At 65.6% G+C, this 14,404-nt stretch carries 13 protein-coding genes; 6 read left to right on the top strand and 7 right to left on the bottom strand.

Going from position 1 to position 14,404, the window contains the following annotated elements:
- The first annotated feature begins 3 nt into the window (after nucleotides 1-3).
- A complete protein-coding gene (locus AC3ANU_RS05165; RefSeq protein ID WP_043425183.1) occupies nucleotides 4-1,398 on the top strand; it encodes an MBL fold metallo-hydrolase in 1,395 nt (464 codons plus the stop codon).
- Nucleotides 1,399-1,424: 26 nt separating this feature from the next.
- Here the strand turns inward: AC3ANU_RS05165 and AC3ANU_RS05160 are convergent, their stop codons facing one another.
- The 3 genes from AC3ANU_RS05160 to AC3ANU_RS05150 all read right to left on the bottom strand — a co-directional run bounded on the left by AC3ANU_RS05160 (nucleotide 1,425) and on the right by AC3ANU_RS05150 (nucleotide 5,061).
- Entirely contained in the window at nucleotides 1,425-2,261 is an 837-nt protein-coding gene (locus AC3ANU_RS05160) for an IclR family transcriptional regulator (protein ID WP_056391544.1), read from the bottom strand.
- 62 nt (nucleotides 2,262-2,323) lie between these two features.
- A complete protein-coding gene (locus tag AC3ANU_RS05155; protein WP_018770635.1) occupies nucleotides 2,324-3,580 on the bottom strand; it encodes an aminopeptidase P family protein in 1,257 nt (418 codons plus the stop codon).
- A 110-nt stretch (nucleotides 3,581-3,690) separates the two neighbouring features.
- On the bottom strand, nucleotides 3,691-5,061 hold the full coding sequence (locus AC3ANU_RS05150; protein ID WP_488315587.1) for an MFS transporter: 1,371 nt from the start codon (nucleotides 5,059-5,061) through the stop codon (nucleotides 3,691-3,693).
- A gap of 265 nt (nucleotides 5,062-5,326) precedes the next feature.
- On the opposite strand from AC3ANU_RS05150, the gene AC3ANU_RS05145 reads away from it, so the two are divergent.
- The 3 genes from AC3ANU_RS05145 to AC3ANU_RS05135 are packed head-to-tail and all read left to right on the top strand — an operon-like array spanning nucleotide 5,327 to nucleotide 9,053.
- Nucleotides 5,327-5,791: an LpqB family beta-propeller domain-containing protein gene (locus AC3ANU_RS05145; protein WP_488315586.1), complete on the top strand. Its 465-nt coding sequence runs from the start codon at nucleotides 5,327-5,329 to the stop codon at nucleotides 5,789-5,791.
- A complete protein-coding gene (locus tag AC3ANU_RS05140) occupies nucleotides 5,788-7,539 on the top strand; it encodes a DUF5671 domain-containing protein (RefSeq protein WP_488315943.1) in 1,752 nt (583 codons plus the stop codon). The genes AC3ANU_RS05145 and AC3ANU_RS05140 overlap by 4 nt, the downstream gene beginning before the upstream one ends.
- A 50-nt stretch (nucleotides 7,540-7,589) precedes the next feature.
- Nucleotides 7,590-9,053, top strand: coding sequence for a hypothetical protein (locus AC3ANU_RS05135; RefSeq protein WP_488315585.1), 1,464 nt, complete (start codon nucleotides 7,590-7,592; stop codon nucleotides 9,051-9,053).
- Nucleotides 9,054-9,515: 462 nt separating this feature from the next.
- Here AC3ANU_RS05135 and AC3ANU_RS05130 read toward each other — a convergent pair whose 3' ends face one another.
- From AC3ANU_RS05130 to AC3ANU_RS05115, 4 genes are all read right to left on the bottom strand, one after another.
- Nucleotides 9,516-9,764, bottom strand: coding sequence for a hypothetical protein (locus AC3ANU_RS05130; protein WP_018770639.1), 249 nt, complete (start codon nucleotides 9,762-9,764; stop codon nucleotides 9,516-9,518).
- 103 nt (nucleotides 9,765-9,867) lie between these two features.
- On the bottom strand, nucleotides 9,868-10,275 hold the full coding sequence (locus AC3ANU_RS05125) for an SRPBCC family protein (protein WP_488315584.1): 408 nt from the start codon (nucleotides 10,273-10,275) through the stop codon (nucleotides 9,868-9,870).
- Nucleotides 10,272-10,586: an ArsR/SmtB family transcription factor gene (locus AC3ANU_RS05120; RefSeq protein WP_488315583.1), complete on the bottom strand. Its 315-nt coding sequence runs from the start codon at nucleotides 10,584-10,586 to the stop codon at nucleotides 10,272-10,274. The genes AC3ANU_RS05125 and AC3ANU_RS05120 overlap by 4 nt, the downstream gene beginning before the upstream one ends.
- A gap of 76 nt (nucleotides 10,587-10,662) precedes the next feature.
- Nucleotides 10,663-10,965 carry a hypothetical protein gene (locus AC3ANU_RS05115; RefSeq protein WP_488315582.1) on the bottom strand — a complete coding sequence of 101 codons (303 nt, stop codon included), beginning with the start codon at nucleotides 10,963-10,965 and terminating at the stop codon, nucleotides 10,663-10,665.
- Nucleotides 10,966-11,129: 164 nt separating this feature from the next.
- Between AC3ANU_RS05115 and AC3ANU_RS05110 the strand changes: the two genes are divergently transcribed.
- Nucleotides 11,130-12,473: a pectate lyase family protein gene (locus AC3ANU_RS05110; RefSeq protein WP_488315581.1), complete on the top strand. Its 1,344-nt coding sequence runs from the start codon at nucleotides 11,130-11,132 to the stop codon at nucleotides 12,471-12,473.
- Nucleotides 12,473-14,344 (top strand): pectinesterase family protein, encoded by a 1,872-nt coding sequence (locus AC3ANU_RS05105; RefSeq protein ID WP_488315580.1) that lies wholly within the window; start codon nucleotides 12,473-12,475, stop codon nucleotides 14,342-14,344. The genes AC3ANU_RS05110 and AC3ANU_RS05105 overlap by 1 nt, the downstream gene beginning before the upstream one ends.
- The last annotated feature ends 60 nt before the right edge of the window (nucleotides 14,345-14,404 follow it).

Below are 14,404 nucleotides of genomic sequence, written 5' to 3'. Positions count from 1 at the left end.
GCAGTGCCCCAGCCAAGGGACCAGCATCCCCCGACGTTGCAGTTCCTCGGTGCAACCGACACTGTGACGGGTTCCAGGTACCTGATCCGTTCACGCGGCCACCGGGTCCTGATCGAGTGCGGTCTGTTCCAGGGCTATAAACACCTCCGCGACCGTAACCGGGTAGCGTTCCAGGTCAGCCCCGCGAACATCGACGCCGTTGTCCTCACACATGCCCACCTGGACCACACCGGGTATGTTCCTGCCCTGGTCCGCGACGGTTTCAACGGCCCTGTCTATGCGACACCTGGTACGGCAGAACTGTGTTCACTGCTGCTTCCCGACAGCGGTTACCTCCAGGAAGAGGAAGCCCGGTATGCGGACCGCACAGCATCATCAACACATCATCCGCCAGTGCCCCTCTACACTGCAGAAGACGCCGTCCGATCGCTCAACAGTTTCAGGACCCAGGGCTTCGACTCCCCGTTTTCCCTGCCCGGGGGCATCGAAGCGACATTCCTTCCCGCCGGCCACATCCTGGGCGCCGCACAGGTGCACCTCAAACTCGGCGGCAGGACGATCCATTTCACCGGGGATCTGGGCCGCACCCACGACCCACTGATGTACCCGCCCCGTGACCTTGAGCCCGTGGACGTACTGGTCACCGAATCCACCTACGGCAACAGGGCACATCCCGCGGGGAACCCTGAAACCGAACTGGGCGAGATCATCAGCCGGGTGGCCAAACGACGCGGCGTCATCATGATCGCTGCGTTCGCCGTCGGCCGGGCCGAAACAGTCCTGCTGCACCTCTCACGCCTTCTGGCCAGGAATGCCATCCCCTCCATCCCGATCTACCTCAACAGCCCGATGGCCATTGACGCCTCCGGTATGTACCAGCGCCACCGGGAGGAACACAGGCTCAAACAGCACGAATTCGAAAGCATGTACAAAGTGGCTACGCCCGTCCGAAGCGCTGACGAATCCAAGCTGCTCAACCTTCGCGGCGGACCCATGATCATCATCTCCGCCAGCGGCATGCTCACTGGCGGCAGGATCCTGCACCACCTCGCGGCCTACGGGCCGGACCGGCGCAACGCCATCATCCTCAGCGGATACCAGGCCGGAGGCACGCGCGGAGCATCGCTCGCCGCGGGTGAAAAACACCTCCGCATCTACGGACAGGACGTTGAAATCGGTGCAGAAGTCATCCAAATGGAAGGACTGTCAGCCCATGCGGATTCCGACGAGCTGATCCAATGGATGAAGACCGCTTCCCAGGCGCCGGCCATGACCTACGTCACGCATGGTGAACCGGACGCCGCAGACACCCTCCGGGCCCGCATCAAGCGCCAACTTGGCTGGAAAGCCCGCGTCCCCGAGCACCTGGAAACCATCTCGCTCGAACACCCCAGCTAAAAGACGCACAACACCGCCACGCCGCTTCAGGTTGTGGGGCGCCCGCCCAGGCGGGTGGTGACTTTGGCGGCGGCGGCCACGCAGGCCTCCCCCAGGCTTTCGAACTGTTCCTTCGATACCCGGAAGCGGGGGGCTGGGATGAGGACGGCGGCCACTATGTCGCCGCGGTGGTCCCGGACGGGGGCGGCGACGCCAACCTCGTCCATGGACGATTCGCCGTAGTTTCCCGCCCATCCCCGCTCCGCCACATCCTGGAGCCTGGCTTCGTAGGCTGCCAGTCCGGCGTCGTCCAGTCCTGGAAAGGTGATGGTTCCGCTGCGCAGCAGCTCCCGTACCCGCTCGGCCGGGAGGGTGGAGAGGAATACCTGGACGGAGGCGCTCATGGCGTCCCGGTAGCGCGCCCCCAAAGGGGTGGTGTGCTTGATCTGGTGGTGGCTGGCGATCTGCTCCACGCAGATGGCCTCGTCCCCGTTCCAGAGCATCAGCGCACTGGTTTCCCCGGTCTGCTCGGTCAATTGCCGCAGGACCGGATACGCCACGCGCCGTTCCTCCATCTCGGCCAGCAGCGGCCCGGCGACGGCGATGAGTCCCAGTCCCAGCCGGAACCGCTTGGTTTCGGGGTCCCGTTCCACCAGGTTTTCCTGCTCGAAGGTGGCCAGGATCCGGGAGACGCTGCTCTTGTGCATGCCTACGCGGTTGGCGATTTCGGTGACGCCCAGCAGTGGTTCGTCAGCCGTGAAGGTGCGCAGGACGGCGATGGCATTGACGACGACGGAGGCGCCTTTCGCGTCCGTCCCGCCGTTGGTGCCGGTCCCGTTGCCGTTGCTGTCGGAGGTTTTTGCAGGAGTCATGGTGGACACCATCTTTCCTCATGGACGGCAGAGGCGGCGCCACGTGTCCGTGGCGCCGCCTCCCGGTGTGATGGTTATGCCTGGATGATGTTGTGTTCCGGGCCGAACGGGAACTTGGTGATGTTCTCCACCGTGTTGTCCTCGCCGATGACCAGGATGTCGTGCTCGCGGTAGCCGCCGGCGCCCGGCAGGCCGTCCGCCACCGTGATCATGGGTTCCATGGAGACCACCATGCCGGGTTCCAGGACGGTGTCGATGTCCTCGCGCAGTTCCAGGCCGGCTTCGCGGCCGTAGTAGTGGCTGAGGACGCCGAAGGAGTGTCCGTAGCCGAAGGTGCGGTTGGCCAGCAGGCCGTGGCTGATGTAGATCTCGTTGAGCTCGGCGGCGATGTCCTTGCAGACGGCGCCGGGCTTGATGAGTTCCAGGCCGCGGCGGTGCACCTCCACGTTGATGTTCCACAGTTCCAGGGAGCGTTCGTCCGGCTGGCCCAGGAAGAGGGTGCGCTCCAGGGCGGTGTAGTAGCCGGAGGTCATCGGGAAGCAGTTGAGCGAGAGGATGTCGCCCTGCTGCAGTTTCCGGGTGGTGGCCCAGTTGTGGGCGCCGTCGGTGTTGATGCCGGACTGGAACCACACCCAGGTGTCGCGGACCTCACGGTGCGGGAACGTGCGGGCGATTTCGTGCACCATGGCCTCGGTGCCGATCAGGGCCACCTCGTACTCGGTGATGCCCTCGCGGATGGCGTTGCGGATGGCTTCGCCGCCCAGGTCGCCGATGCGGGCGCCGTGCTTGATGACCTCGATCTCCTCGGCGGACTTGATCATGCGCTGGCGCATGGCGTCCTGCGAAACGTCCAGGAGTTCCGCTCCGGGGAAGGCGGCGGCGATCTTCTCGCGGGTCAGGCCGGGGAGGAAGTCGTCCTCGACGCCCAGGCGGGAGGCCTTGACGCCGCGCTGGCGCAGTGCCTCCTGCAGGCCGAAGTAGAAGTTGTCGCGGCGCCAGTCGGTGTAGACGATGTTCTCGCCGTAGGAGGTGCGCCAGGGCATGCCGGCGTCGATGTTGGCCGTGACGGTGACGGAGTCGTCAGCGGTGACCACCAGGGCGTAGTTGCGGCCGAACGTGGTGTACAGGAAGTCGGAGTAGTACTTGATGCCGTGGTAGCTGGTGAGGATGACAGCGTCCAGGTCCTTGGCGGCCATGATCCGGCGGAGCCCGCCCAGGCGGCGCTCGAACTCTGCGTCGGAGAACGTGAGCTTGCCCTTGGTGCCGTTGTGCAGGACCTTGAGGCGCTCCAGCTCGGCGATGGATGAGGCGTTGTCGGCAGTGATGGTCACGGGTGTGCCTTTCTAATGGATGCAGCTGCTGCCAGGGCATGCCGCGGCAGGTGATTGCGCTGCAGTTGGTGTTGTTTGTGCGAGGGGTTGGTTGAGGGGCCTCTGGTCGCTCAGAGGTGTTTAAGGGGCTTCCGCGACGTTTCGGCGGCGAACAGCACGGCCACCAGGGATACGACAGAGGCCGCCACCAGGTACCAGCCGGGGGCCAGCTTGCTCTGCGTCAGGCCGATCAGCAGTGTGGCCATGAAGGGTGCGGTGCCGCCGAACAATGCATTGGACAGGTTGAAGCTGACGGCGAATCCGCTGTACCGGACCTTGGTGGGGAACAGTTCGGCAAGGAAGCTGGGCAGGGTGCCGTCGTTCAGGGTGAGCATGCCGCCCAGCAGGATCTGGACCAGCACGATGACCAGGAAGTTGCCGGTGTCCAGGAGCATGAAGGCGGGGACGGTCAGGAGGATGAACAGCACGGAGGCGGTGATCAGCATTTTCTTGCGGCCGAACCGGTCCGACGCGATGCCGGTCAGGAAGATGAATCCGATGTAGCTGGCCAGGGCGATGGTAGTGGCCAGGAAGGATTCGGTGGGCCCGAAGCCCAGTTCCTCGGAAAGGTACGTGGGCATGTAGCTGAGGATGACGTAGAAGCCGACGGCGTTGAGCAGCACTGCCCCGCAGGCAATGATCAGCTGCTTGCGGTAGGTCCGGAACATGTCCAGCGCAGGAGCCTTAGGCGCTGATTCGGCTTGGTCGGCCAGGGCGCGGAAGGCGGGTGTGTCCTCCAGCTTGGTGCGGATGTAGCGGCCGATCAGGCCCATGGGGGCCGCCAGGAGGAACGGCAGCCGCCAGCCCCACTCGTGCAGCTGTTCGGTGCTGAGCACAGAGCTGAGGAGCGCAGCGATCAGGGAACCCAGGAGCAGGCCCGCTGCGGTGCTGGCCGGGACCACCGCGGCGTAGAGTCCGCGGCGGTTGGCCGGGGCGTATTCCACCAGGAAGGCTGAGGCGCCTGCGTATTCGCCGGCTGCCGAGAAGCCCTGCACCACGCGGACCAGGAGCAGCAGGACCGGAGCCAGCATGCCGATGGCTGAGTATCCCGGAATGAGGGCGATGCAGAAGGTGGAGACGGACATGATGACGATGGAGAGCGACAGGGCTTTGCGCCTGCCCAGCTTGTCGCCGATGTGGCCCCAGAAGAAGCCGCCCAGGGGCCGGAAGAAGAAGGAAATGGCAAAGACGCCGAAGGTTGCCAGCAGCGCGGTCTGCCGGTCGGCTTCGGGAAAGAATACCGAGGAAATCACGGCCGCGAGATAGCCGTACACGGCGTAGTCGAACCACTCGACGAAGTTGCCGATGAAGCTCGCCGTGACCACCCGGCGTCGAACGTCCTTGCTGGCCACCGGGTTGTCCGCGCCGTGGCCTGCCGCGGAAGGAGCATCAACGTCATTGGCAATGACTCCTGCGACGGGTGAGTTTGATTCGTTACTCATGGAACCACCAGTAAAAGTAGGAGTTGCAGCTGTTGCAACATGGTTGTTTCAAGATAGGCCGTGACGCGTGCCACAGTCAATAGCCGCCGATAAAGTTTATTAGCTCATTCCACGGAGTGGCAACGCCGTCGCAGGACGAACGCAATCTGCCAGCAATGCCCGATTATGTTGCGTGAGGCGCAACGTTGTTGAGTTTTCGAGTGGCGGCGGAAAATCAGGTCCTAAGACACGGGCGAAAGCCGCCGACCTGCCGCATACTTGCGCCATGGACGACGCAGCGCGAAAACCGGACCGGATCCTGCTCGCGCTGGCGGGCGTTGTGGTGGTGCTGGTGGTGGTTGCGCTGGCCGTGGTATTTACCCGGGGTGAGCCGGCACCGCTGGATAAGGCGAGCCCCGCCGGAGTGGTCCAGCAGTACAGCAAAGCCGTGATCGACGGCGACATCCCCACCGCGCAGTCCTTCCTCACCGAGGGTGCCCGGAGCAGGTGCAGTGGGTCCTATCCGGGCGAACCGCGCCCTGCCCGGGTGGTGTTGATTTCGACGACGGAGCGCACCGATTCAGCCACCGTCAAAGTTTCGATCGTGCGGTCAGCCCAGGGCGGACCGTTCGGCCCCTCAGAGTATGAGATGGAGGACGCCTTCTCGCTCCTCAAGGTGAACGGGACATGGATGATCGACCAGCCGCCGTACCCCCTGATGGCCTGCACCGTGACGCCGGTGAAGCAATGACGGCGCCGGCAGCACCATTGGCTCCCGCTCCCGCCAGCGGCCTGGCCACACTTCGCCGCCTGATCCTGTACGTTCTGCTGTTTGCCTTGGTGGTTATCACGGCGTCAGGCCTCAGCGGACTGCTGGAACGGCTGTTCCGAACGGCGTCCGTCCTGGCGGCGGGCGACGTGGCCGGGCTGGCCCTGTCGCTGGCCTTCACCCTGATCGGCGGACCGCTGGCACTGCTTCTCTGGTGGTTCGTGTGGCGGAGGCTCGACGACGAATCGGAGCGGACTGCGCCCGGGTGGGGCCTCTACCTGACCGGTATGTACGCGGTCTCGCTCATCATCGGCACCACATCGCTGCTGGACCTCGCCTCATCTTTTGTTGATGCGAAGGAAAGCCAGTGGCAGTCCCCGTTGGCCAACGCCCTTGTGTGGGCAGCTATCTGGTGGTGGCACCGGTGGATGTGGAAGCACCCCCGCAAACCGTCATCGCACCTTGAGGACGTGCGCGCCGTCGTCGGCTTCGTCTTTGGCCTGTTGCTGGCCGCCGGCGCTTCGATTGCCGCGCTCAGTACGCTGCTGGATGTCGCCATCCGCGGTTTCACGGCCACCGCCACCTTTGAGCCGTGGTGGGTCGACGTCCTCCGGTCCCTCATTTGGGCCGCCGGCGGAGCAGTGGTGTGGTGGTGGCACTGGTTCCGGGAGGGTGGCCGGCGCTACCAAACAGGGCTGGTGGACGTCACCATCATCGTTGTCGGCATCTTCGTCGCCGGGATCTCCGCTTTGGGCGGGCTGGGTGTCATCCTGTTTGTCCTCCTGCGGCTGGCGTTTGACCGGAACGACCCGCTGAACGACCTGCTCGAACCGCTCGCCCCGGCCATTGCGGCCGCCGTCATCGGCGCCCTGGTGTGGCGGTACCACCGCACCACGTCCGTCCACCGATCACCCCGGACCCGCCGCGCCAGTCTCCTGGTGACGTCGGCCGTGGCGCTTGCCGCGGCCGCGTCCGGCATCGGAGTGGTGGTGAACGCGTTGCTGGCCGCTGCGGTATCGCCACTGGCCGGTGGTGCCACGCGCACCCTGCTCCTGGGCGGCATCAGTTCCCTCGCCGTCGGCGGCCCGGTCTGGTGGCAGGCCTGGAAGCCGAGGCACCAGCCGCGGACGGCAGCCGATATCCCTCCCGGCCGGCGCGTCTACCTGGTGGCGTTTTTCGGTGTCAGTGCGGTGGTGGCGCTCATTACGCTGCTGGTCATTGGCTACCGGCTCTTCGAATTCCTCCTGGGTGACGTTTCGGGCGGCAGCCTTTTGGACCGGATCCGGGCCCCGCTGGGCCTCCTGGTGGCGGCCGGGCTGGTGGCGGGTTACCACTTTGCGCTGTGGCGGCATGACCGGGCCCTGCTTGCCGCCGCCGCACCCATCCATAAACGGGTGATTGAGCGGGTCACGCTCATCAGCGGCTACGCGCCGGGTGCCGTGGACCCGGAGGCGTTGGCACGTGGCATCGCTGATGCCACCGGCGGCGCCAAGGTGACCACGTGGCTGAGGGCGGACGACGGCGGCGCCGGACTTCCGCCGTCGTCCGTCCTTCCTGCCGGGGTGGAGGACATCGTCCCGCAGGTGGCTGCCGCCCTGGAGGGCGTGGCAGCCCAGCATGTCCTGGTGCTGGCAGGGCCGGGAACCCGGCTGGAAGTCACGCCGCTGGTTGCCGCCAGGGGTTCTGCCGTCCCTGGTGGCACGGCGCCGGGCCGGGTCCTACGGCCCTAGCTGGCGTCCGGGTGGCGGCCTAGCGTGGGTGCTGGCAAAGGAGGCCGGCCATGGCAGTTCGTGGAGCCGCGAAGCGCAGCGTTGCTGCTCCACGAAGGAACGGCAGGTGGTGGTTCAGTTGCATGGCGGCCGTCCTGCTCGCCGTGGCCGGCTGTTCCTCCGGTAGCACCACCCAGGGCAGCAGCCCTTCCAACACCTCCGGGCCTGCCCCGCAAACCCCCCTGGCGCCCAGCAGCCCCGGCGCAACGGCATCCCTGTCAAAGCCCTTCTCGGATGCTGAACTTGTGGCCATCATCAACGGCGTGGGCCAGACCCGCAACCTGCCCTTCCCCGCCGCCCATGATTCGGCTTCGCTTCGAAGCGGCGCCGTCAGCGGGTCCTTTCCCTCCACGAAAATGGAAACGACACCCGGGGATTGCCTCGCCTTCGTCCCGCAGGATCCCTTCGCCCGCTGGGCTGACAAGGACATCGGTTTTGCGGAAGGCGGCATGCCGCCGGCCGGTGGTGAGTCCGGCCCCACCACCACCATCATGATCATCCTGCGAAGCGCGGACAAGGACACCATTGCCAAGGCTGATTTCGGCTACGCGGATGATCTCGTGTCCCGCTGCCGCCAGTTCGACCTGGCCTACACCGAGGCCGGCCGGACCTCCACATCCGCCTTCCAACTGCTTGCCGCTCCCCAAGTCGGGGAAAAGCAGCACGGCTTCATGCAGGTCACCAAGCCGACGGGCCATGGGGATATAGGCACCGTGGGGCTTCGGGTCCTGGATGGCACACTGTCCATTACCCTCAGTCTTGGGGTTGCCAGTCTCAACTCTGAGTCTGATGCGAAGCCCGCCCTTGAGGCCATGGCAGGACTTGCCAAGGAGCTCATTGACCAGGCAGGGAAGGGCGCTTCATCAGTGGCAGCGCCGCCGCCAAACTCCCTGACCCCGGACCAGCTGGTGGCACTGTTCAAGGGCATCACCGGCCCGAACGGGGAACCGGTCAGCCTGCCGCAGGCCACGGTACTTGGGCCGCCTCCCGGCTTCACCCCTGGCGCCTCATCCCAGCTGCCTGATTCCCCTTGCACCATCAGCGACGAGACCTACACCGCCTCGCTGCTTGGGTCCGTCTACGGGCAGGGACAGATTGCGGGGGCCAGCAAGAACGACTACACCGATTTCACCGTCATCAGCATGCCCTCGACCATGGGGCCACCCTATCCGTTTGACTCCAGGGCGGAGCGCCTCCGGGGCTGCACGAACGTTAACGAAAGCCTGCCCGGTGGGGGCAGCCGGGCGTGGACCTCGGTGTCCCCCTTGAACCTTGGGGTGGCTGCCGACTCGGGTTACGCCATGGCCTATCAGCTCTCCGACGGGACGGGTGCATGGCATATCCGGGCCGGCGCGCGCAAGGGGACGCTGTCGGTGGAGGCAAACAGCAACACGGCATCCCAGTCCGAAACGCAGGCCAGAGCAGACGCGCTGGCCGCCTTCTTCAGCACTGTTTTCTCGCATGCCGGGATGTGAGCTGCGGCGCCGGATGCGGGAACAATCGCGCTGATACTCAAGATTTGCGCAGTTTATCCCGCTGGTGGATTAACTCTCTTCCTTTGGCATTCCGGGGTGCCTAGGGTGGGCACACACGCTTGCCAAGGGGGATAAATGAAAAGCATCGCCGATGGTCCTCAAGACGCTGCAAACCAGGACGTGCAGCAGGTCGCAGCGCCCAATGCACAGGACTCACAAGGCAATGTCGCCGAGTGGACATCCGATTGCCTTCTCACACTGCGGAGCCCCATACGCTTCACCCGGGCCGATTGGCCCTAAGCCGCAACCACCCTGTTGAGGGGCGGGCCACCTGGACCACCGGTATGACTCCTTGGAGCCATGCGCCCAACACGGCCAGCGCACTGGACCAGGTTGTTACCTGCCGTTTCAGGCCCGTCCTGCTCGGTGAAGCACCTGCTCCTTGGCGTCGACGCCAGGGGCTTAGCTTGATGCGTCCCGCTCGATTTCTTCGGCGAGGTCATCCACTTCCTCAGGGCGGGCCTCAATGCCTGCTTCCTCGAACCGCTCCTCAAGGACGTGGGTAACATCGTCCTGGACGTGGCCCAGTTGGATGTCGTGGCGGACATCCTCGGCGATGCTTTCAGGCGTCTCAAGGTGCTCGGTTCCGGCCACGATCCCGTCGCTGCCGTCAAAGGGGTCGTTGGCGCCGCCCGCTCCTGAATCAGTCATACTCCATCGTTACCCTTCGCCTTCGGGCGGTAAACCCGCGGAAGGCGCGGAAGGGAGCGGACGACGGCGGGCGCGTCCCGCCGTCGTCCGCTCCCCCAAGGCGTCAGGAGCCTTCGGCGAGGATCCCGTCAATGCGGGCCAGCAGGCCCGGCCAGCCGTTGCCCATGCCTTCTATGGCATGGCGGCCCATAGGGGTATCGACTTGGAAGCCCGCGTGTTCGAAGTGGAGGACGGTACCGCCGTCGACTGGTTCGAGCCGCCAGGTGATGGTGGTGTCCAGCTGGCCTTCGGAGAAGAGGAAGCTGATGGAGCTGCCCTCCTCCACGGCCAGGACCTCACACTGCTGCCGGCCCCAGGCGTCCATGTCCATGGTGAAACGATGTCCCGCCACGGGCGCAATATCGCCGGGCGCCCACCAGCGCGCCAGCAGTTCCGGTGTGGTCAGTGCAGCCCACACCGCCGGGGCAGGGTGCGGGTAGCGGCGTTCCAGCCGGATGGCATTCTCGGTCATGACGGATTCTCCTCGTCCAGAAGGTCTGCCAGCGCGTCCAGCCGCTGGTTCCAGTAGTGCTCAAAGTTCTTTACCCAGCCACCGACCTCGGCGAGGGCGACAGGCTGGAGGTGGTACACCCGGTTCCGGCCCTGCCGCTCCTCGCGGACCAGCCCCACCTCGCGAAGCACGGCCAGGTGTTCGGACGCGGCGGGGCGGCTGAGGTCCAGCAGGCCGGTAAGCTCACCCGCCGTCCGCGGTCCCTGCCGAAGCTCGTCCAGGATGGTGCGCCGTGCCGGGTTGGCTACTGCGGCGAAGACATCGGGAAGCACACCCACAGTATATGTCGGAATTTTCCGACGTATCAAGGCGGGTTCCGCTGGGCGGCTCCGCTGGCTCCGCCGGGCCTCAGCGCACGGGCTTCGCCCGCCGTCCCAACCGGTAGCCGGCCCAGAATGCGAGCACCAGCAGCCCGGCGGCCATGATGGCCAGGCCTATCTGGGTCCCTTGGGTGACGAAGGCCGCGCCGTTGGCGCTGAAGGGCGTCTTGCTCAGCGGCGCATAGGCAGACCAGCCGGTGAAGTTACGGTTCAGGTACGCGATCAGGCAGCCAAGCAGCACCGCCGCAGCACCGAGCACTGGCACGACGGCGGCTGGAAGCTTGCCGCGTTTGGACGGTTGGCGCTCGTCAGGCATGTTGTTCTCCCCCATGCAGGCGAGTCTAGCCGGAGTAGAACTATTGCCGAGAAACCGTTTTCTGGATATGGTCCTTGTCAGCGCTCACAAATGTCGGCGGCATAGTGGCCCCGGTCCTGGGCGCAGTTCATTCCAATGACGGAAGAGAGAACATGCGAAAAAGCAGTACGCACTTATCCATGTCTGCAGCCATTGCCATTGCAGGAGCACTCCTCGTTGCCGGACCGGCAGGAGCTTCCCCAGTTCCAGTGGCGGATCCCACGGCCCAGACCGCCCAGACGCCGCTTGAGCGCCAGATTCTTCCCACTGGAAACGGCTGGGCATCCGAAGGTACTGGAACCACCGGCGGCTCGGCAGCAGAGGCCGCCAATGTTTACGACGTCTCCACAAAGGCGGAACTGTTGGCTGCATTCGCCACCGGCGGCAACCAGCCCAAGATTGTCCGTGTCCACGGCAGCATCGACGCCAACACTGCCGCGGATGGTTCGCCACTCACCTGCGAAAGCTACGCGGACGGCACGAACTACAGCCTGGCGCAGTACCTCGAGGATTTTGATCCGGCAACCTACGGCCGGGACCGCAAGCCGGAGGGCCCGCAGGAGGACGCGAGGCGCCTGGCCGCCGCAAAGCAGGCGAAGACCATCCGGTGGGACATCCCAGGCAACACCACCATCGTCGGTGCCACTCCCGGCAGCAGCATCACCGGCGCAGCCCTCCGCATCAACGGAGCCAGCAATGTCATCGTCCGTAACCTCACCCTGCGGGACGCTGCCGACTGCTTTCCCGCGTGGGATCCCACAGATGGCACTGAAGGGAACTGGAACAGCGAATACGACCTGCTGCAAGTCATTAACAAGGCCACGCACGTCTGGATCGACCACTCTGCTTTCACGGACGCCCCCAATCTCGACAGCTCCCAGCCGCTCTACTTCGGCCGCCCCTACCAGGTGCATGATGGCGCCGTCGATGTCACCAACGGATCGGACCTGGTAACCATGTCCTACAACCGGTTCTCCGACCACGACAAGCTGCTGCTGATCGGCTCCACCGATTCGCCCACGCGCGGGGACCCCGGCAAACTGCGGGTCACCATCCACCACAACGTCTTTGAAAATGTGGGCCAGCGCGCGCCACGCGTCCGGTTCGGCCACGTGGACGTGTACAACAACCACTTCAAGGTGACCGAAGACAGCGCCATCCCCTACGAATACAGCCTGGGCGCCGGGTTCAGCTCACACCTCTACGCGGAGGCGAACGCCTTCACGCTTCCAGCCGGCGTTGATGCGGCGGAGATCATCGGCCGCTACAAGGGAACGGCCATTACCACCACCGCCAATGCAGTCAATGGCAAGATCACCGACATTCGCGCCGAGTACAACGCCGCCGCGGCGCCCGCAGACCAGCTGGCCGAGGACACGTCCTGGATACCTGCCCTGCGCACCCAGGTCCACCCGGCCCAGGCCGTGCCGGCACTGCTCAAGGACTCCACGGGCCCGGTCTTCACGGCCGGAGGCGACCTCTGATGGCTGCCATCCTGCCCAGCCGCCGCAGCGTCCTGACAGCGCTGGCACTCACCGCCGGCGCCGCAGCCTTCCCTGGAACGGGCATGGCGGCGGCCTTCGCCCAAGCTGGCCCCGACCCCACGAAACCCCGCAACAGGCCGGTCATCTTCGTGGTCGGGGACTCGACGTCGTCGGCCTACCAGCAGTCCGAGCGCCCCCGCGCCGGTTGGGGCCAGGCCCTGCCACTCCTGTTGGGGTCGCAGGCAACCGTCTTTGATTACGCATGGTCCGGCGCCTCCTCGAAGAGCTTTGCCGACACCGGGCTGCTGGACCAGGTGCTGACCTTGATGCAGGCGGGCGATTACCTGCTGGTCTCTTTCGGCCACAATGACGAAAAGGTGGCGGACCCAGCGCGCGGAACGCTCCCGGACACCACGTTCAAGGAGTACCTGGGCAGGTACATCGACGGGGCCAGGGCACGCGGGGGAAAACCTGTGCTGGTCACCCCGGTGGAACGCCGCCGCTTCGACTCGTTCGGCAATGCGAAGGACTCCCACGGCGCGTATCCGCAGGCTGTCCGGGAGCTTGCCGCCGCGTCCGGCACTCCTTTGGTGGACCTCACCGCGTCCTCGAAGCAGCTCTGGCAGCAGCTGGGGCCGGAAGGAACCAAGTCGCAGTTCCTTTTCCTGGCTCCCGGCGAGCACCCGCAGTACCCTCAGGGTTCGGAGGACAACACGCATTTCCAAGCCGCCGGCGCGGTGGCGGTGGCCCGCCTCGTGGCACGTGAACTGCAGTCCAAGGAGATCGTCCCGCCGGGCTATTTCCAGAACATCGATGCCGTCACGGAACCCCTGCTCGACATGTACTGGCCGGCCGAGCGGCCCATCGACGTCCCGATGACGCTCGACGTCGGACCCGGCAGGACGTTCGCTACCGTACAGGCCGCCGTGGATTCCGCGCCTGCGGGGAGCCTCCAGCGGGCCGTCATCAGGATCCAGCCCGGCACCTACCGCGAAGCCGTGCGGGTTCCGGCCGACAAGCCGCGGATCTCCTTCATCGGCCAGGGCGGACGTCCCGAGGATGTGGTGCTGGTCTTCAACAACGCGTCCGGCACCCCCAAGCCGGGTGGCAGCGGGAACTTTGGCACCTCCGGCAGCGCGTCCGTCCGGATCGACGGGCCGGACTTTGTGGCTCGGAACCTGACCATCAGCAACGATTTCGACGAGGCAGCCAACACGGGGATGAAGGACCGCCAGGCCGTGGCGCTGCACATCACGGCGGACCGGTCGGTGCTGTCCAACATCAGGCTGTTGGGCAACCAGGACACCCTGCTGGTCAACTCACCGGGTGCAGGCGTCCAGGCCCGTTTCTACTTTGACGGCTGCTATGTGGAAGGCGACGTGGACTTCATCTTCGGCCGCGGAACGGCCGTCTTCAGAGGCTGCGAAATCAAATCCCTGGATCGGGGTTCCACCACCAACAACGGTTACGTGACGGCGGGCAGCCAGGACCTGTCCATCCCGTACGGTTACCTCTTCGACCAGTGCCGGCTGGTGTCGGACGCGGCGAGGGACACCGTCCATCTCGGCAGGCCGTGGCATCCCAGCGGCGACCCGAAAGCCGTTGCCCAGGTCCTGGTGCGGGACTCCTGGCTTGGCGCCCACATCTCCGGCACGCCGTGGACGGACATGAGCGGCTTCTCCTGGCGCGAGGCGCGGTTCCATGAGTACAACAACCACGGCCCCGGCGCGCAGGTTACCCCCGACCGTCCGCAGTTGCCCGCGGCTGAGGCGGCCAAGTACACGGCCAGGACATACCTGCAGGGAAGTGACGGGTGGGCGCCGCAGCTCGCTGGTTCAAGGGCGGATTGCAGCGTGGTGCCTGCCGTTTAGTCCCGGGACGGGAAAGCCCGGTTCCGGCAGGGAGCCGGGCTCTCGCAGCTTGCACGTCTC

The sequence above is a fragment of the Arthrobacter sp. SDR-2R genome (assembly GCF_057747955.1).
The sequence above is the reverse complement of the archived record's forward strand: the minus strand, read 5'-3'. Positions and strand labels throughout refer to the sequence as shown.